This is a genomic window from Streptomyces sp. URMC 129 (assembly GCF_051386415.1).
Classification (GTDB): domain Bacteria; phylum Actinomycetota; class Actinomycetes; order Streptomycetales; family Streptomycetaceae; genus Streptomyces.
Genome location: NZ_JBPQTQ010000028.1, coordinates 32,156 through 50,323 on the forward strand (window position 1 = coordinate 32,156; position 18,168 = coordinate 50,323).

General features: G+C 72.0%; 13 protein-coding genes. 10 read left to right on the forward strand and 3 right to left on the reverse strand.

Annotated elements, in window-relative coordinates; translation table 11 throughout:
* The first annotated feature begins 247 nt into the window (after nucleotides 1-247).
* The 7 genes from ACSNOC_RS08560 (at nucleotide 248) to ACSNOC_RS08590 (ending at nucleotide 12,381) form a co-directional block, all read left to right on the forward strand.
* Nucleotides 248-1,873, forward strand: a complete 1,626-nt coding sequence (locus ACSNOC_RS08560) for a TIGR02677 family protein (protein ID WP_436746678.1) — start codon at nucleotides 248-250, stop codon at nucleotides 1,871-1,873.
* Entirely contained in the window at nucleotides 1,870-3,195 is a 1,326-nt protein-coding gene (locus ACSNOC_RS08565; protein ID WP_436746679.1) for a TIGR02678 family protein, read from the forward strand. Before ACSNOC_RS08560 ends, ACSNOC_RS08565 begins: the two co-directional genes overlap by 4 nt.
* Nucleotides 3,192-7,430, forward strand: coding sequence for a TIGR02680 family protein (locus ACSNOC_RS08570; protein WP_436746680.1), 4,239 nt, complete (start codon nucleotides 3,192-3,194; stop codon nucleotides 7,428-7,430). Before ACSNOC_RS08565 ends, ACSNOC_RS08570 begins: the two co-directional genes overlap by 4 nt.
* On the forward strand, nucleotides 7,427-8,698 hold the full coding sequence (locus ACSNOC_RS08575) for a TIGR02679 family protein (protein WP_436746681.1): 1,272 nt from the start codon (nucleotides 7,427-7,429) through the stop codon (nucleotides 8,696-8,698). Before ACSNOC_RS08570 ends, ACSNOC_RS08575 begins: the two co-directional genes overlap by 4 nt.
* A 1,173-nt stretch (nucleotides 8,699-9,871) precedes the next feature.
* The gene (locus ACSNOC_RS08580) at nucleotides 9,872-10,375 is read left to right on the forward strand and encodes a hypothetical protein (protein WP_436746682.1); all 504 of its coding nucleotides are present in this window, start codon (nucleotides 9,872-9,874) and stop codon (nucleotides 10,373-10,375) included.
* Between the two features lie 84 nt (nucleotides 10,376-10,459).
* The gene (locus ACSNOC_RS08585; RefSeq protein ID WP_436746683.1) at nucleotides 10,460-11,866 is read left to right on the forward strand and encodes a hypothetical protein; all 1,407 of its coding nucleotides are present in this window, start codon (nucleotides 10,460-10,462) and stop codon (nucleotides 11,864-11,866) included.
* A 296-nt stretch (nucleotides 11,867-12,162) separates the two neighbouring features.
* Nucleotides 12,163-12,381, forward strand: coding sequence for a hypothetical protein (locus ACSNOC_RS08590; protein ID WP_436746684.1), 219 nt, complete (start codon nucleotides 12,163-12,165; stop codon nucleotides 12,379-12,381).
* Between the two features lie 20 nt (nucleotides 12,382-12,401).
* Here the strand turns inward: ACSNOC_RS08590 and ACSNOC_RS08595 are convergent, their stop codons facing one another.
* The 3 genes from ACSNOC_RS08595 to ACSNOC_RS08605 are packed head-to-tail and all read right to left on the reverse strand — an operon-like array spanning nucleotide 12,402 to nucleotide 15,449.
* On the reverse strand, nucleotides 12,402-13,601 hold the full coding sequence (locus ACSNOC_RS08595; protein WP_436746685.1) for an HNH endonuclease signature motif containing protein: 1,200 nt from the start codon (nucleotides 13,599-13,601) through the stop codon (nucleotides 12,402-12,404).
* Between the two features lie 54 nt (nucleotides 13,602-13,655).
* Complete coding sequence (locus ACSNOC_RS08600) at nucleotides 13,656-13,991, reverse strand: hypothetical protein (RefSeq protein WP_436746686.1); 336 nt, start codon at nucleotides 13,989-13,991, stop codon at nucleotides 13,656-13,658.
* A gap of 18 nt (nucleotides 13,992-14,009) precedes the next feature.
* Nucleotides 14,010-15,449, reverse strand: a complete 1,440-nt coding sequence (locus tag ACSNOC_RS08605; protein ID WP_436746687.1) for an RICIN domain-containing protein — start codon at nucleotides 15,447-15,449, stop codon at nucleotides 14,010-14,012.
* Nucleotides 15,450-15,636: 187 nt separating this feature from the next.
* Here ACSNOC_RS08605 and ACSNOC_RS08610 point away from each other — a divergent pair, with 187 nt between their 5' ends.
* From ACSNOC_RS08610 to ACSNOC_RS08620, 3 genes are all read left to right on the forward strand, one after another.
* Nucleotides 15,637-16,383, forward strand: a complete 747-nt coding sequence (locus ACSNOC_RS08610) for a MarR family winged helix-turn-helix transcriptional regulator (RefSeq protein ID WP_436746688.1) — start codon at nucleotides 15,637-15,639, stop codon at nucleotides 16,381-16,383.
* Nucleotides 16,308-17,219 (forward strand): NUDIX hydrolase, encoded by a 912-nt coding sequence (locus ACSNOC_RS08615; RefSeq protein ID WP_436746689.1) that lies wholly within the window; start codon nucleotides 16,308-16,310, stop codon nucleotides 17,217-17,219. Before ACSNOC_RS08610 ends, ACSNOC_RS08615 begins: the two co-directional genes overlap by 76 nt.
* Before the next feature lie 110 nt (nucleotides 17,220-17,329).
* The gene (locus tag ACSNOC_RS08620; RefSeq protein WP_436746693.1) at nucleotides 17,330-18,127 is read left to right on the forward strand and encodes an MBL fold metallo-hydrolase; all 798 of its coding nucleotides are present in this window, start codon (nucleotides 17,330-17,332) and stop codon (nucleotides 18,125-18,127) included.
* Nucleotides 18,128-18,168 lie beyond the last annotated feature (41 nt).

Consider the following 18,168-nt stretch of genomic DNA (forward strand, 5'->3'; position numbering starts at 1 on the left):
GCATGCTGCAGACAGGCCCCAGGACGTCACGGAAACGCCAGTATCTCCGACCCAGGGGAGTGCCAGAGGCTGGTTCCGTGCCTTCCGCCCCCGGAGCCTTGCGAGTTCAGATCCTCACCCAGGCGACAGAGCAGTAACTCTTCCCGATCATTCAATCAGCACACGAGAACGCCCGGTTGGGCAATCCATGGAGTATTTCAGGCCACCTGGCGGCGACGTCTGAGCGCGCCGCGTAACGTCACCGGGCATGGTGGGACTCACAACCGGCTCAGCTCAGGACACCGGCCAGGATGCACACAGGCGGCTGGACGCCTACACCTACCTCAGCGCGCCCGAGCGGCTGGAGCACCTCGCGATCATGCGGGTTTTCTGCGGGACCCTGCTGGCGGACCTGGCCGTCCCGGACGTCCTGGCGAAGCTGCGCCAGGCCGGGGGCCCTGCCGTCGGGCTCGACGCCGACACGCTCACCGTCCGCCTGGAACAGCTGGTGCGGTGGGGCAACCTGCTGCGCAGCAGCCACACCGTGAAAGCGTCCAGCATCAGCGAGTACCAGCGGTCCCGTGCTCGCTACCAGCTGTCAAAGCTGGGCGAGCGCATCCAGCGGGACGCCGATGGCGTCCTGGCCGAGGCGGACGCCGTCCGCGAGGTGAGCAACGAGCTGCTCGCCCTGGTCGAGCGGGGGCTCAGGGAGCTGGCCGAGCTCGTGACCGCGCCCGGCGGCATCGAACCACAGGACGGACTGGAGCGGGTCAGCACGCTGTTCGTGCAGTTCACCGAGTTCGCGGATTCCATCCGGGACTTCTACGCCTACCTCGGCCAGGTGCTGGCCCGGTACGACCTGGACAGCACCGAGTACCAGGGCTTCAAGGAGCTGCTCCTCGACTACGTCGAGGCGATCACGGAGGACGTCGCCTTCCGCGCACCCCGGATCTCAGCGGCGCTGGACACGCTCTGGCCGCACGTCCCGGGTCTGCTGGCCCGGCTGGACGCCCACGCACAGGGCCTCACCGGGCTGTCACCGCAGGGCGACGGCCGCCTGGAGACACGGGTGCAGCGCAGCCGTGGGCGCGAGCTCGCGGACTGGGAGGGCCTGTGCGGCTGGTTCAGCGACACCGACGGGCAGGGCAGCCAGGTCGATCAACTGCGGGACGCCACCCTGCGCGCGTTGCAGTCGCTGCTCGCCAACGCCAAGCGGATGCTGCGGTCGGCCACCGGGGAGATGTCCCGGCGCAAGGACCTGCTGCGGCTGGCCCGGTGGTTCGAGGAAGCGGCGCCGCAGGACGCGCACGACATCGCCGTCGCCGCCTTTGGGCTCTACGGCGCGCGCCATCTGGGCATACCCCCGGCCACCGACGAGGTGGTGCCCGCCTATACGAGCTGGTGGACCGGGCCGGTGGTCGAGGTGCCGGTGGCCCTGCGGGAAAGGGGCAGCCGCGCCCAGCGGGGCCGGACGTCCGCGGTGGAGGACCACTCCGCGCAGAAGCGGCGGCTGCGGGAGGCCGCCCGTGAGCGGGCGGCGGCCAGGACGGCGGCGGCGGACGAACTGCGCAGCGCCTCGGGCCGGTTCGCCGAGGTACGGCTCACCTCTGCAGCGCTCGGTCTGCTTCTCGAGCTGCTGGCCACCGCACTCGGGAACGCGCAGCTCCGCCGTCGCGCCGGCACGGACCGGGTGGGCGCGACGGAATTCGACCTCGACCAGGCGCGCAGCGAGGACGCCGAGCTGGGCATCCGGCTCACCGTACGACGCAGCGCAGATGCGCGGTGCGTCTTGCACTCGGTCGACGGCGACCTGCTGCTGGACGACCTGGAACTGGACATCGGCCGTGCCTCCTCCGACACGAGCGACAGCGATGCCGAGGTGAGCGTGTCATGACCCTCCCCTCGGCACACGACGTGGCCCTGGCCGCCGAGCGCCGCAGCGCCGCCCGGCTGCTGCTCGGCCATCCGCTGGTCACCTCGGACGGCCCGCACGCCGACCTCTTCCCGCTGATCCGCAGGCACGCCGACTGGCTGAGCAAGCGGTTCCAGCAGGTGCTCGGCTACCGCCTGCTGGTCGACAGCTCCTACGCGCGGCTGTTCAAGGCGGGGCTGGGGGCAGGCGCGGGCCACCGGCTGGAGCGCTCCACCGGCACCCCGTTCAGCCCGCACACGTACGCCTGCCTCGCGCTTGCCCTCTCCGTACTGGTGACCGCCCCCGAACAACTTCTGCTGTCACAGCTGGTGGCCGACATCCGGGCCGCCGCGGCCGACGCGGAGGTCGAGCTGGAGGAGACGGGCAGGGCGGCCGGGAAACGGACCTTGGTAGCGGCTCTGCGCCTGTTGGTCGAGTGGGGCGTCCTCATCGAGACCGAGGGCCATGTGACCGCACTCGCGCAGGATGTGGGCGGGGAGGCCCTGATCACAGTGGACCGCGAGCTGGCCCGCGTCGTCGTCGCCGGCCCGCTCGCCCAGGCCCGTGACGGCGCCGACTTGGTCCGGCGGGCGGCGGACCCGGGATTCGGCGGACCTCGCACTTATGTGCGCCGGATGCTCGTCGAAACACCCGTCGTCTACCTCGACGAGCTGACCGACGCCGAACGCGACTGGTTGCGCACCCGGCAGCGCCGGGAAGCGCAGGCGTTCTCCGAACTCCTGGGCCTGGAGATGGAGATCCGCGCCGAGGGGGTGGCGTTGGTGGACCCTGAGGACGAGCTCACGGATCTGCACCTGCCCGGCACCGGGACGGTGGCGCAGGCCGCGCTGCTGCTGGTGGAACGGCTCGTGGAGCGACTTCGGCCGCAGGAGCCCGGACACCCGGCGACCGGAGGGACGCTCGTGATCGGCGTGGCCGTCCCGGACGGCCTCGTGGACGAGCTGCTGGCCGAACTGGTCGCCGAGTACGGACAGCGCAGCAACTGGCAGCGCGGTTACCTGGAGGACATCTCCGCCCTGCGGGAGGCCGTGCTGGACCTGCTGGCCCGCATGCGGCTGATGGCCCGGACCGGACGACTGCGTGCCGAGGGAGACGGACTGCCGGAGGGGTACGCCGAAGAGGCACCGGAGGGGCGCACCGTGACCGGTGTCCGCGGGGCACGTCCCGGCGCTGACGGCTGGGTGCTGCTGGCCGCGGCGGCACGCTACGCCACCCAGGTGACCATGCGTCCGGCCACCGCAGTCGGCAAGGGCGCTGATGTCCAAGAGGAGTTGCCGCTGTGACCACCGATGCGCGTGACCTCGTCCCGCTGCCGCGTTCCGGCCCCGCGACGACCGCCGGCACCCGCTTCCGGCTGCACCGCGCGGGCATCCAGAACGTCTGGCAGTACGACGAGCAGGAGTTCGTCTTCGGCGACGGGCGGCTGCTGCTGCGGGGCAAGAACGGTGCGGGTAAGTCCAAGGCCCTGGAAATGCTGCTCCCGTATCTGCTGGACGGCGACTCACGGGCACTGGACGCGACGGGCACCGGCAGGACCACCCTCGCCTGGCTGATGCTGGACGGGTTCGAGCAGACCAACCGTCTCGGCTACCTGTGGGTGGAATTCCGAGGCCCGACCGAGGGCGGAGACAGCCGCCATCTCACCCTCGGCGCCGCCATCCGCGCCTCGAAGTCGACGCAGAAAGCGCTGCCGACGTTCTTCGTCACTCCGCTGCGCGTCGGTGAGGACCTGCACCTGGTCGAAGGCGGAAAACCCTTGCCGGTCGACCGGCTCAAGGAGATCGTCGGCTCCGGCAATGTCACCGATCGCGCGGTCCTCCACCGCTCGCGGGTGGCCCGGGAACTGTTCGGCATCACCGACGCGACCCGCTACCGCAACCTCACCCAGCTCCTCCACCGGCTCCGGCGGCCCACGGTCGGGGACCGCATCGAGCATGGGGGACTGGCGTCCCTGCTGAGCGAGACCCTGCCGGGACTCGACGAGGACGTGGTCGAGAAGGTCGCGCGCAACCTCCACGACCTCGACGCCGTACGCGACGAACTCGGCCGCTTGGAGCGCACCGACACGGCGCTGCGCACCTTCCTCACCAGTTACCGCGGCTACCTTTCCGGGGTCCTGCGCACCTCCGCCCGAGCAGTGAGCCAGGAGCTGGAGGTGCTCGCGCAGCGACGCCGGGCGGCCGGAGACGCCGCACAGCGGACGAGCGAGCTGAGGACGCAGGAGGAGGAGTCGGAAGCCCGGCTGGAAACCCTGCGCGAAGAGGAAGAAGCCGCCCGGACCGATCTCGCCGCCCTGCACGACAGCCACGCCTACCGCAGCCTGCACGAACTGTCGGAACGCCGCAGCACGGTCGAGGCGCTGCACACCGCCGCCGTGGCCGCCTTCACCGCCCTCAGCAACGCATACGGCGCGGAGGAGGGCGCGGCCGAGCGGCTGGCCGACGGTGTCGAACATCTCGGGAGCCGGCTCGCCGAACTGGGCACCGAACAGCGGGAGATGCTGACGCAGGCGGAGAAGGCCGGGCTTCCCACCGGCCATCTCGGCGAGGCAGTCGCCCTGCCCCGCACGGTCCGCTCCCAGGCCGCCGAGTCGGAGCTGACCGCCCCGGACGGGGAGACGCACGCCGTGCAGCAGCCATCGGTCGTCTTCGTGGACACGGCCGCGGTGCAGGAAGGACTGCGGTCTTGGCAGGAACAGCTGGAGGCCGCCGAGACGGTCGTGAAGAACCGGGCCCGGATGGTCCAGGAGGTGACGCGTCTCACCGCGCGGGCCGAGAAGGCCCGAAGCCGGGCGGTGCAGGCCGACACCGAGCGGGAACGGCTGGAGGGCGAGGCGGAGGATGCCGCCGGCCGTCTCGACGCCAACCGCGAGAAGGTCGCCGAGGAGAGCGGTGCCTATAGCCGCCGGGGCGCCGAGTGGGTGACACGCACGCGGACCGACGTCGGGTCCGACTGCCCGCCGCTGGACGCCGTCCACGCAGCGGTCGCCTGCGAGAGCTCCGCCGACGCCCCGTTCGCGGACCGCACGCTGCCGCCCGACATCGACAGCCAGGCGTGGCAGGCCGCCCATGCCGCACTGGAGCCGTACGGCGAGGAGCTCACCGGGCGTCGCGACGCCCTCGCGGTCACCGCCGGCCGGCTCGACGAGGAACTCGACCGCCTGGCGCGTCAGAAGCGTGACTGGGAGCGACGTACCGATCCCGAGCCGCCGGTCCCCTACCATCGCGTCGCCGGAAGGACACCGGGCACCGGGGCACCCTTCTACCGGCTGGTGGACTTCGCGGATGATCTGAGCCCCGCGCATCGGGCCGGGCTGGAAGCGGCGCTGGAGGCCAGCGGGATTCTGGACGGGTGGGTCGGCGCGGACGGCGCCCTTGTCGATCCCGGCACTCGTGACACTCTGCTGCGCCTGGGGCCCGCGCTGCCGGACGGGCCGACCCTCGCCTCGGCCCTGCGCCCAGCACCCCAGCCTGGGTGCGGGGTCACGTCTGAGCATGTGGAACACCTGCTGACCGCCATCGCGCTCGCACCGGCCGAGGAAACGACCGCTCATGACGCGGTGTACTACGACGGGAGCTGGCGTCTGGGCATCCTCAGCGGCCGGCACCACAAGAGTGAAGCCGAGTACGTGGGAGCCGCTGTACGCGCCGAGACCCGGCGGCGCATCCTGGCCGAGCTGGAGGAGCGGCTCACGCAGACGGAGCAGCGGCTGACCGACGCCCGTAAGGAACTCACCGATGCCGATGCCCGGCGCCGGGCCCTCAGGCTCGCGGAGCAGGACTTCCCCCGGGCACGAGGTCTCGCCGCCGCCTGGAGCAGGGTCGAGTCGGATGAGAGGACTCTCCGTGAGCTGACCGCCAAGGCGACCCGTGCAGCACGGCTGGCCGAGGAGGCCCGCGTTCTCGCCGTAGCCGCACGCACCGAGGCGGACGCCACCGCCACCGCCCATGACCTGCCCAGCGACCCAGTCGAGCTGGAGCGCGTACGCACCGCTCTGGCTGCCCTGCTCACCGGCATCGGGCATCTTCGCCGGGCGATCGGCAACACGGGCGAGCGGCTCGGCGCCCATCACGCCGATGCCGAACGGTACGAACGCGCCCGGACAGACCGCCTGGACGCGGAGGAGAACTACCGGCTCCGCCTCACCGGGCTGCGCAGCGCGCAACAGGACCTGCGCACCCGCGAGGAGGCCATCGGGGCGACCGAAGAAGAGATCCTCACCCGCGAGCAGGGAACCAGGCGACGCATCGCGCACGCCGTCCAGGCCCTCCCGGCCGCACAGCGGGCCCGCGACGCCCTCCACGACCGGCGCGTGCGTGCAGAAGAGGAGGAGAAGCGTCTGCGCGAGGACCTGGCCGCCCAGGAGACGGCGGTCATCACAACCGGCGGCGCCCTTCGCGGCGCACTCGGCCGGCCGGAGGTGGTGCGCGGCGCCGGGCTGGACCGATCCTCACTGCCCGAGGACGTGGCGGACGATCCCGGCTCGGACGTCCGCAGCCGTCTGCGAGCACTGCGGACACTGGCCCACGCCGTTGAACAGACCCTCGGCCGCCCGAAGGGCGAGGTTTCGGACAGCACCCTGCTCAACCGGCACACCGAACTGCGCGACCAGCTGGCCGGCGGCTACGACGCGCAACTGGAGGAACGCGACGGGATCAAGGTGTGTCGCCTGATCGACGACCACGGCTCCCACGACGTCGCGGCCGTGGGCGAGCGGATCGCCATCCAGGCCGCAGAGGCCCGAGGGCGGCTCACCGAACGCGAACGCGAGGTGTTCCAGCGATTCCTGACCGGCGAACTCGGCGACCACCTCTCGGCCCAGGTCATCACCGCGGCGAACCTGGTCGCGGCTCTCAACGACACACTGCGGACCGTACGCACCTCCCACGGTCTCGGCGTGGAACTGCTGTGGAAGCTGGACGAGGACGTGGACGCGGACGTCAGGGCGGCCGTAGAGCTGCTGCGCAGCCCGTCGAGCCTGCGCACGCGTGAGCAGACCGAGCAGCTTCGCGAGGTGCTGCAACGCCGGATCGAGGATGCCCGACGAGCCGATCCCTCAGCCGGTTACGCCGCCCACCTGCGGACCGCGCTCGACTACCGCGACTGGTTCCGCTTCCACACCTTCGTGGTCGAGGACGCCGCCCCGGGACGCAAACGCAAACTGACCGGCCGCACCGGGCTCAGCCAGGGCGAACAGCGAGTGCTCTCCTACCTCGTGCTCTTCGCCGCGGCTGCCGCCCACTTCACCAGCCTCGCCGAGTCGGCACCCCACGCGCCACGGCTGATCCTGCTCGACGACGCCTTCGCCAAGGTCGACGAACCCACCCACGGGCGGCTGGGACGCATCCTTGTCGACCTCGACCTCGACTTCGTCCTCACCAGCGAACGACTCATGGGCAACTGGCCGGAGGTGCCGTCCCTGCACATCTACGAGTGCCTCCGCGATCCCCATGTGCGCGGGGTGGCCACCCTGCACTACACCTGGAACGGCCGGCACCGGCGTCTGGTGTCCGTATGAGCAAACTACCCGTCGCGACACGGGACTGGCTGGCCGGTCCCGGGCTCACCCGGCTCTGGGAAGCGGTCCGCAAGCGCCTGGAAAGCAACGGCGTGCAGGCCACCGGTTCCCTCCGGCTGACCTCCTTGAGCGCCCAGGAACGCAACGACCTGTCCCTCCTGCTGGGCAAACCCGTCACGGGTACTGCCGTAATCGTGCGCCTCGATGCGCTCGACACGCGGCTGCGCGCCTCGGCGGCCGGACTCGGGCTCAGGGACGCCTTGGAGGAACTCGGCTCTCCGCTCACCGACCGCCGTGCCGTCCGCGCCGGTCTCGCGGCACGACGCGAACACGTCTGGTCGTCGCTCGCCTCGGAGCTGGACGCCACTCCGCTCGCCGGCCAGGAGTGGACCGGCCAGTGGTACGACCTGCTCCGCCGTACCGGCGTCCCGAGAGGAGTGACACCTGAAACGGCGGTACGGACGCTTCAGCAGGCGGTCCAGGTCCTCACCGTACTGCTCGGGCCGGAACGGGGTGGCGCCCGAGGCCGAGGAGAACTCGCCGCCCTGGCCACCGGGTCCGCGCACGGTCTGGACGACGGCACCTGGCTCGCGCGCCTCGTCCAACGCGGCATCGCCCTCGCCCACGGCACCGAGTTCCCCGGCGACGCGGCGGGCCGCCGGGCACTGTGGCGGCTGGTGTCCGTCACGCCGGACGAGGTCTCCAGCACGGTGCTGACCTACGGGCTGCGGCCGGTCGGCGGAGGCTGGCGGGAGCAGGCCCTGAGGCAGCGGGCCGACCATCACGCCGAAGCCCACCTCACCTCGCGGGACCTGCACAACCTGCAGCTGCAACTACCTGCCGGGACAGTGATCCACATCTGTGAGAACCCGCGCGTGGTGGAGGCTGCGGCGGACGCTGCCTGCGTCCACGCCCTGGTGTGCACCTCCGGCAGCGCCGCCACGGTGGTCCTCACACTCCTCGACGCCCTCGCCGCCACCAGCTGCCGTTTCGCGTACCACGGGGATTTCGACTGGCCGGGCATCGCGCTGGCGAACCGGATCATCCGCCGTTACGAAGCCCGGCCATGGCGCATGAGCGCCGAGGACTACGAGCACCTGGCCGCTCGAAGCCAGGCCGAGGGAATCCCTCAGCTGCCGCTCGACGGCCAGCCCGTCAGCGCGACCTGGGACCCGGACCTCGCCCCTGCCATGACCGCTCTCGGGGTCGCGCTCCATGAGGAGGTCACCCTCGACCTTCTGGTGGACGACTTGTCGGGTCGGAAGTAGGAACGCCTTGGGACACGCGGCAGATGCTCAGGATCGGAGCCCCGGTGCTGGGAGCCATCTGGGAGCCAACCCGCTCCCCGAGCCCCTTCCAGGCCCCGCGACACCAACCGAGTCCACCCATCTGACCTGCGGAAACGCCATCAAGGCTGACAGGCTCGCCAACCGAACCTCATTCGGGACGAAGAGGTCGTGGGTTCAAATCCCGCCACCCCGACACTGGTCAGAGGCCTCCTACCGATATGGGTGGGTGGCTTCCGCCGTTCCGTACGGCAGCCAAGTACAGCCACCACTACTGCTTCGCCTGCTGCCCCTTCCCCTTGCCGCCGAGCGCCTTCCCCAGCTTGCGCAGCGCCCGCCGCGTCTCCTTGGATGCCGGAGGATCTGGGTGTCGTGGACGCGGATGACGCGGACCCCGGCTCGCTCGCAGCGTCGCACGAACTCCCCGTTGAAGGTCCTCGGGGCGATCGGGGTGCCGTACCGCGTGGTGAACCCAAGATCGGAGTCCGTCGACACCTCCCGGGCCGATGCTCGCGCCGCGGCCTGATCCATCTGCCGTCGATGCCGAGCTTGGCGGCGACCTCGGTGGTGGTGTGCCACTTGGAGGTGATGGGGGGCGCCGCGTTCATGCCGTTGGTTCTTCTTCCGTACCAGGGGCCGGGGGACGAGCGAGGACGCGAGTCATTCCTCCACCGCGCTGAGCCCGGTTCCGGCGCAGGCCCAGTGGGCGAGGACGAGCGTGGTTTCATCCGGGTCGTGCGTCTCTCCCACACTTGTGCGTGTCGCAACTCGGCATGCGGGCGTCGCGGAGGCGCCGAGGGTCCATGCGGTGCGGATGAGCCAGCGGGCGTGGTCGCTGATGTCCGGAGGAGCAGCCTGGGTTCCGCCTTCCGCTCGCGACTGCGCGCGCCTGCGGCCAGCCGAACTCGCGCGCAGGTCCCGGGTCACATCCCGCCACCTCGACTCACGAACAGGAGATCGGGAGCCGGGCCCAGATACCGGGTCGGGCTCCTGCTGTCTCCGGATAATCTTCTGATGAGCCACCGGGGGCGACTGATAGCCGGCTCTGAGAGCGTCTTTGGGCGGCTCGGCGCAGCCGCGCTGCCCGCAGCCCATCTGTGGCGCGGCCATGGACAGAACGCGGTGCGATGCAGCCCACCCGGCGAGGAGGTTCCCATGCGACCGAGAAGTGCCAAGGAAGCAGGCAGGTCCTTCCCTTACAAGGCGTCGACTACGTGCTACATCGAAGTGTGGAACGACGGCACGGTGACCCACGGTACGGATGACGGTACCTACCGCAGGGCGCTGACCGGTGAGTCCCGGTTGTTCGCGGTGTGGCCCGGTGAGTGGTCGAGTCATCTCTTCCTCATCGACGACCTCGACGAGTACGCCCGCGCGGTGGGGATCGAGCACGACCAGGAGCGAACGGGACTGGCCGAGCATGTGCACGATGTCCAGTGGGTCGCGGCCGACGGCGGAGGAGGCGCGCGGAGCCAGTATGTTGACGTCCGACTCTCGCTCGGCTGTGGATGTGCCATCCACGATCTGCGTGTCTTTGCTGCGCAGATGAGGGAACAGCGGGGTTGGGACATCGCGACCAGCGTCGGATGGGGCAGCAGCAGCGGGCCGGACGGGACCGACTACTCGCTCCGGATACGCCGCAAGAGCCTCGACGGCTGATGGACGACGGCCGACGCAGCCCCGGCGGGCGCCGACCCAGTTCCCCGGTGGCAGCGTCGGAGCGTCAGTCCGGACAGGAGACTTATGGACAACGCCCAAGCGCAATCGCTCTTGCCGGCCTCGTTCCTCCGCGCTCTCGCGGCTGAGGCCGAGCCGGGCTCAGCGCCCGTGCGGTTGGCGGCGGAACGGGCTCGGGCCTTGCCGATCGGGTATGAACGGGGCGAGCTCGTGGAAGCTTTGCTGACCGGCGCCTACCGTGAGGAAGCCCCGGAGTGGCTGTTGGCGGTGGCGATCGACAACGACCTCGAACGGCAGCCCGAGCCGTATTCCGACCGGTGGGCTGTGCGGCTGGCCGCTCGGGCCTTGTCTCATCCGTCGGCCACCGATGCGTTCCAGGCGCGGTCGCTGCGGCGATGCTCGACGGCGCGGCTCGGGATGCTGGGCGGGAAGGACGTGCCCGAGCGGCTGGCCCGGGCGGTTGTCGCCGAGCTGGCGAGCCGTGGTCCCCACCGGCGGCCGATGACCGCGGGGCGATCGGACCAGCCGTCTGCTGCGCGCGTCGTCCTGCAACAGCGTGAGGTGCATCCGGTGGTGTTCACCGCGGCGCTGGACCACCTCCCTGTGCTCCCTGCGCGGGACGGGTCGGAGGAGGAGCCCGTGTCGGTGTGGCACGCGAAATGGCGCGCCGCGTTCGATGCCTGGGACACGATGTGGGAGCAGGTCGCGGCGGCCCATCCCGAGCATCACCGGCGGCTGCTGGACTGGGCGAAGGGTACGCATGCCGAGCCCGTCATCCGGCGGCACCTGCTCGGCTCGCTCCCCTGGGCTGTGGAGCCCGAGCTTCTTCGTGAAGTCGCGCAAAAGGACCTGGAGTCGTTCCGGCTTCACGTCCTGATCACCCGGCTGTGCCGGGAACGTGCTGACGGGTCCGCCGAAGAGACCGTCCGTGAGCGCTACGGCGCGGACCTCGACTCCCTCACGGCCGAGGAGCGTGAGCTCGTGGAGCTGTATCTCGACGAGGAGAGGCTCGGCCATGAACAGGGCCGTGACGCGGCGATTTCGTGGATCAGAGAAGCGGCTGAGGGCCGCTGGCGCCATCTCCTCTTCCCGGGCGAAGCGGCGACCCCGTACGGCCAGAAACACGACTGGCTTTCGTCGCCGGAGCAACTCGCCTCCCTGGGGCGCATGTTCGCGGTCGGCGCTCTGGAGGCCCTGACCTTGCTGACCGAGGCCGGGCGTTTCTCCGGGTCGCACCGGGACGTGCGCTGGGCGCACGCGATGCTGGTTCATCTCGACGAGGTGACCTCCACGGTGCGCGAGCGGGTGCGTGCCCTGGTAGGGGAGGCCCGGTGGAGCATGCGGCTGGGGCCACCACTGGCGAACTCCCGGCGGACGCAGGAAAGCCTGACCGCCATCGAGCGGCTCATCGCCGAGCCGGTTCCTCCGGCCCGGGCCGCGCGCTCCGCCGAACTGGGTCCCCCGGAGAGGTGAGGTCAACGAACTGGCCCGGGTGCCTGGCGAGGTGCTGGAGGAGTACTTGCGGAAGCACGCGGGGGATAACGAGGTGGTCGAGAAGGCCTGCTGTCGTTTCCAGCCTGTGGTCACCGCCCGGCCCCCTCCTTCCGCGATGTCCTGGCCTCGCATTCGGACCCGCGGGGCGCGCTCCTGGACATCACCGTGGATCTGCGTCGGCGCCTCGGTGGCGGCCCTACCCACCGAGAGACGTGGGCGCGGATGGTCCTGGCGCTGCCCGACTGTGGAGACGACCTGGTGCGTGCCCTGCCCGCGTGGGCCGCGCTGCGGGTTCACGGGTCGCACCACGGGTCGTCCCACCCGGCGGTGACCGCGCGGTGCTGGAGGCGCTGGGCGACGACATCGACGCGTGGGAGCGGTTCGCGGCGAGTCTGGCGACCAACGGTGGGGCGACCGCCTGGCTGCGCCTGGGCGACCTCCTCGACGCCGCAGCCACAGGCGGGCCCTGGCCGCAGCCGCCCGCGGGGAGGTGACGGCTGGCGGCCACGGGCCGTCAGGGTCCGGACAGGGCCTGGGTGTGGCGTTCTGCGGCGATGGTGAGGAGGGTGGCGCGCAGGGTTGTTCGGCGGCTGCCGCGGGTCTTCATCGCGTGGCAGTTCGGGCAGAGGGCCACCATCTGCCGGGGGTGGTCGGCGCCACCGCGGGCGAGGTCTTCGACGTGGTCCACCTCGAGCAGCGGAGCGCCGCGGTCGGTCACGTCGTCCGGCTGTCCGGTGCACCCGGGGTTCTCGCACCGGCCCTTGCTGCGCCTGAGGACCGCCCGGCGGGCCGGGCCGGAGCGCATCGGGTCGTGGGAGAGGCGAGGCGTCCGCATGCCGCGGTTGCGTTCCTCCGCGCGTTCGACGATCCGGCACAGCCGGGCGTACTCCTCGGGGGTGAGGTCCTCCAAGGCGGCGGTGGTGTGCGGCGATTCGGGGGAGTCGTCGGCGACGTCGTCGTCATAGAGGCCGAGTTCGGTCAGCAGCGGCACGTGGTCGAGGTCTTCGAAGTAACGGGCCAGGAGCGCGTCGATGACCGCGACGCGCGTCTCGCCCGAGTGGCGCAGGAGGTCGTATGCCTGCTGGGTCAGTCCGCCGACCGGCCGGTTCTCCCGGAACCAGCGCCGCAGCGCCGAGTCGCCGTGTGCGGCGGGGACTTGGCCGGTGTGTTCGGGCAGGGTCCACAGGTCCGCGCGGACCAAGGCCGCGATGGGGTATTCGGCGCGGGGCCGCTCCCCGCGCACGCCGTGGCGTTCCAGCAGCGACTGGACGGCCTGCTCCGTCTCGGCCCAGGGCAGCAGACGCTCCTCGCCCCGCCGGGCCCGGCCGGCGCTCCAGAGCAGGGTGATCGGCTGGTGGAGAAGCGGCTTGCCGGAAGCCCGGTTCACCCTGAGGCTGTCGATCCGGTCCAGCAGCCGCGTCGCGGGGTCCGCACCGCCGAGATCCACGACGGTGAAGCCGAGCCTGCGGAGCAGCGCGACGGCGTGGTCCCTGCCGCCGGTGAAGTCCCTGGGCGAGAGCGGCGCTTGCCCCGGCAGGAAACCGTGCGCGGCACCGACGATCGCCGGGGAGTCGTACAACTGGCCCTCGTGGGACAGCAGATAGCGGACCGACTGTCCGAAGCCGTACGTGCGGAGGAAACCGGTGCGGCCCAGGTCGTCGAACTCCCGGACGGCCCGCAGGATGTCGGGCCTGGTTATGTCTCCTATGGCCATGGGGCCGACAGTACGTGACGGAAGCGGTCGGCCCTCACCTGCTCCCGGCCGGATTCAGCGCGTCGGGCCGTCCGGGGGTTCGTGGTCCGGGGCGTCCCAGGGGAGGTGGTCGTCGGGGCGTGGTTTGGGGTGGCGGCGGGCGCGCCAGCCGTCGACGAAGAGGCGTTCTTCCGGGGTGAGATCCCGGTAGACGTCGGTCGGGACGTCCTCCACGTACCAGGCCGTGCCGGGGATGTCCGGCGGGGCCGCGGGGAGGAGGACCAGGGCAAGTCTCGGGGGGAGGACCTGGGTCACCGTGGCGAGGGCGTGGAGCTCCTCGATCACGATCTCGAAGTCGTGGTCGCCCACGAGCACGAGGGCCTCGCGGTACTCACCGTCCATGGCCTGCATGTCGCGACACCCCCCGGATCAGAGGCGCCAGAGCTGGTTGTCGCCGCCCCACCAGTCCCACTGGATCAGCTGGGCGCCGTTGTCCTTGGACAGGTCGGAGACGTCGACCACCTTGCCGCTGTGCTTCGCGACCAGCCGGAAGAAGCCGGTGCCGACGGGTTCCGGGCGGAAGCGCTGGTTGTCGCCGCCCCACCAGTCCCACTGGACCAACGGGGCACCGTCGTCGGTCGAGAGGCCGGAGACGTCGAGCACCTTGCCGCTGTGCCGCGCGACCGCCCGGACGTAGCCGTCGCCGATGGCTTCGAGGAACCAGCGCTGGTTGTCGCCGCCCCACCAGTCCCACTGGATGACGGGGGCGCCATTGTCCGTCGAGAGGCCGGAGACGTCGAGCACCTTGCCGCTGTGCCGGGCGAACAGCGGGGTCAGCACCGACCAGCCGAGGTGGCTCGCCGTGAACTCGCAGTGGGCGAAGTCGTTCTGCTGCATCAGGCAGGTGGCGCCGCCGCGGGCGGCGCAGTTGGCGCAGTTGCCGTTGGCCGCGCCGAACCGTCCCCACCGGCCGCCGCAGTCGCAGCCGCTGGCGGCGTACTCGTCGGGGCAGCCGAAGATGTGCCCGGTCTCGTGCGCGAAGACGCGGTCGATGTTGTCCGGGCCCCAGCCGTCGTTGTGGTAGTCCATGACGACCCGGGGGCCGCCGATGCTCGCGTAGGCGAAGTGGGGGACCGGGTACTTGGTGAAGAAGGCGCAGTACGTCCACCGTGTGCCCAGGCGGTTGCGGATGGCCTCGATGTAGGAGAGGACACCGTTCCAGTCGCCGCTGTAGCCGAGGGCCGCCATCGCGGGGTCGCGCCAGTGCGCTTCCAGATCCGGCGCGTTGGGGTCGGGCGGCGTGGTCAGCGTGACGTTCTGGATGTCGTAGGAGAAGCTGACGCCGGCCGACGGGTTGACGGTGGCGAGCCAGCCCAGGCCGTTCTGCACCTCCGCGACGACCTTCGTCCGTTCCTCGTCGGTGAACCGCAGCGCGTCGCCCGGTCCTTGCACGATGACGATGCCGACCGCGACGCTGCCCTCCAGGTACGCGCTCGTCGGCCCGGCGGGCGCGGCGGCGCCCGGGTGGGTGGACGCGGTGGGGGTGGGCGCGACGCTGGCGCAGCCGGGCATGTCCCAGCGCTCGCCATCGCGCGGGCGCGCCGACTTGGCGGCGCGGTAGTCGTCGGACTCGCGCAGCCGGAGTGCCTCAAGCCCCAGCCGTTCGACCTCGTCGAGTCCACCGGAGGGCGCCAGGGGCTGCGGCGGGGCGGGCGGCGCCGGTGCCAACGGCTGCGCCAGGTCCGCGACGACGTGCATCCGGCCGTAGCGGTGGATGGTGCGGCCGGGCGCCTCCTGCGGGGTGGGTGCCGCCGCCATGACGGAGTCGGTGAGGACGGCTCGCTCGGTGATGTTGAGGTCAATGGGCATGGGGACTCCCGTTCCCTTCCGGAGCGTTCCCGCGGCGCACGCGCCGGAGTCGTCTGTTGCGCAGCGTCACCGACGCTGTCAGGTGGGACCGGCGCCGAGTACCCGGACATAAGGGGCATATTCCTCCTTCGGGGGCGGCGCTCCCGGACTGTGGCGGTGGCCTTCGGCCGTCCGCAACGGTGATGCGGTGGGTGACGAGCGGGTTGCGGACGAGGCCTCGCGGGACGGGTTCCCGCAGGAACCGATCAGCTCGCTCATGGCGGTCTCCCGGCTGGTGGTGGCGATGTCCGCCCGGGCGGCGCTGATCGCGGTCGACGAAACGCTGACGTTGACGCTGCCGCGGTTGCGCGGACTGGTCGTGCTCGAGGCGAGCGGGCCGGCGCCGCTCGCCGTGCTGGCCAGGGACCTGGGGGTGAGCCGCGCCACCGCCCTGCGGACGGTCGCGCAGTCGCGGTCGGCGGGGCTGATCGACGGGCGGGTCGAGCCGGGCGGCGGGCAGGAGGTGCTGCTGCGGCTGACGCCCGCGGGGTCCGATCTCGTGGCCCGCTTCTTCGAGCACCGGCGGCGCGAGATCGCGGTGCCGGCCGGTCGGCTGCCTGCCGGGACCAGGCGTGAACTCGCTGAGGGGCTGCGGGCGTTGACGGCGGCGGCGGACGCGCCCGACCTGCCGATGGTGGCGCGCTTCAGCGACGTGCCGGCCGTTCCCGACGACGACACCACGACCAGGGCCACGACCACCGGCACGGGCGAGGGCGAGGGCGACGCATCCTGGGCGGCCCCCGGCCCCGGCCGGGGGCGCCCCGGTCGGCCTGCCCGCCCGCCGCGGGCGGGCATCCGGCGCCGCGTAGCATCCCGGCCATGGGATCGAACGCCGGCCGGTGGTTCCCGGCCGACTGGCCGGACCGCGTCCGCGCCTTCGTGCGGGGTGAGCTGACCCCTGTGGAGCCGCGCCCGGCCGCGACCGTGATGCTGCTCCGGGACGGCGACCGCGGCCTGGAGGTGTACCTGCTGCGGCGCCGCGCCTCGATGGCGTTCGCGGGCGGCGCCTGCGCGTATCCGGGCGGGGCCGTCGACCCGCGCGACGCGGCGGCGGTCGGCGAGGGGGGCGCGGCGGTGTGGGCGGCGGTCCGGGAGACGTTCGAGGAGGCGGGAGTGCTGCTGGCCGGTCCCTCGCCGGGCGAGATCGTCGCCGACGTCACCGGCGAGGACTGGGAGGCGGACCGGGCGGCGCTGGTGGCGCGCGAGCTGTCGTTCACCGCGTTCCTGGCCCGGCGGGGCCTGACCGTGCGCACCGACCTGCTCGGGCCGTGGGCGCGGTGGGTCACCCCGGAGTTCGAGGAACGGCGGTACGACACGTGGTTCTTCGCCGCCGCCCTGCCGCCGGGCCAGCGCGGCCGGAACGCCTCGACCGAGGCCGACCGCGCGGCCTGGGTGACCCCGCGCGAGGCGATCGCCGGATACGAGCGTGGCGAGCTGCTGATGCTGCCGCCGACCATCGCCACGCTGCGCGAGCTCGCGCCGTACGACACCGCGGCCGAGGCCCTGACGGCGGCGACCGTGCCGGGCCGGGAGGCGACGGCCGCGCTGCCGGTGATGGCGCGGGTCACACTCGTGGGAAACGAGGTGGTGGTGAGCTGGCCGGGGTATGAGGAATTCGAACAGCGTGTCGCCGCGGCCGACCCGGACCAGGAACGACCCGGGGACCGGCGCCCGGACGGACGCCGGGGCGGGGCACGCCCGCATTCTGTGGAGGGGGAGCGGGAGTCATGAGCGAGTCACCTCCGGCCGCCGGCCGGGAACCGGACCAGGCCACCGAGGCCACCGAGGCCACTGAGATCGCCGAGGCAGGGGCGACGTCCCCGGCGGCCCCCGGACGCCCGATGCCGGGCGCACCCGACGGCCCGGTCACCGAACGGGCCACGTGCGTGCTGGCGCCCAACCCGTCCCAGATGACCCTGGACGGCACCAACACCTGGATCCTCGCCGAGCCCGGCTCCGGCCTCGCGGTGGTCGTGGACCCGGGTCCCCAGGACGAGGGACATCTGCGCCGGGTCCTGGACACCGTGACCGCGGCCGGACGCCGCGTGGCACTGACGCTCCTCACCCATGGCCACCCGGACCACGCCGAGGGCGCCGTCCGCTTCGCGGAGCTGACCGGCTCCCCGGTGCGCGCCCTCGACCCCGGGCTGCGGCTGGGCGCGGAGGGGCTCGGCCAGGGCGACGTGATCACCACGGGCGGCCTGGAGGTGCGCGTGGTGCCGACGCCGGGCCACACCTCGGACTCGCTGTCGTTCCACATCGTCGCGGACGGCGCGGTGCTCACCGGGGACACGGTGCTGGGCCGCGGCACCACCGTCGTGGCTCACCCGGACGGGCGGCTCGGGGACTACCTGGACTCGCTGCGCAGGCTGCGCTCGCTGACCGTGGACGACGGCGTCCACACGGTCCTGCCGGGGCACGGTCCCGTCCTCACGGACGCCCAGGGCGCCATCGACTACTACCTGGTGCACCGCGCGAAGCGGCTGGCGCAGGTGGAGACGGCGGTGGAGATGGGGCTGCGCACGCCCGAGGCGGTCGTGGCGCACGTGTACGCGGACGTCGACCGCGGGCTGTGGCCGTGGGCCGAACTGTCGGTGCGGGCCCAGCTCGACTACCTGAGCGAGCACGGGCTCCTGTGAGAGCGCGGCCCGGGAGCGGCCCGGCCGGCCCGGTCCGCCGC

Bases quoted from the DNA above. Each gene is read 5' to 3' on its own strand.
- ACSNOC_RS08560 (WP_436746678.1), top strand. From the start codon at position 248: ATGGTGGGACTCACAACCGGCTCAGCTCAGGACACCGGCCAGGATGCA.
- ACSNOC_RS08565 (WP_436746679.1), top strand. From the start codon at position 1,870: ATGACCCTCCCCTCGGCACACGACGTGGCCCTGGCCGCCGAGCGCCGC.
- ACSNOC_RS08575 (WP_436746681.1), top strand. From the start codon at position 7,427: ATGAGCAAACTACCCGTCGCGACACGGGACTGGCTGGCCGGTCCCGGG.
- ACSNOC_RS08580 (WP_436746682.1), top strand. From the start codon at position 9,872: ATGCGACCGAGAAGTGCCAAGGAAGCAGGCAGGTCCTTCCCTTACAAG.
- ACSNOC_RS08585 (WP_436746683.1), top strand. From the start codon at position 10,460: ATGGACAACGCCCAAGCGCAATCGCTCTTGCCGGCCTCGTTCCTCCGC.
- ACSNOC_RS08595 (WP_436746685.1), bottom strand. From the start codon at position 13,601: ATGGCCATAGGAGACATAACCAGGCCCGACATCCTGCGGGCCGTCCGG.
- ACSNOC_RS08600 (WP_436746686.1), bottom strand. From the start codon at position 13,991: ATGCAGGCCATGGACGGTGAGTACCGCGAGGCCCTCGTGCTCGTGGGC.
- ACSNOC_RS08605 (WP_436746687.1), bottom strand. From the start codon at position 15,449: ATGCCCATTGACCTCAACATCACCGAGCGAGCCGTCCTCACCGACTCC.
- ACSNOC_RS08615 (WP_436746689.1), top strand. From the start codon at position 16,308: ATGGGATCGAACGCCGGCCGGTGGTTCCCGGCCGACTGGCCGGACCGC.
- ACSNOC_RS08620 (WP_436746693.1), top strand. From the start codon at position 17,330: ATGCCGGGCGCACCCGACGGCCCGGTCACCGAACGGGCCACGTGCGTG.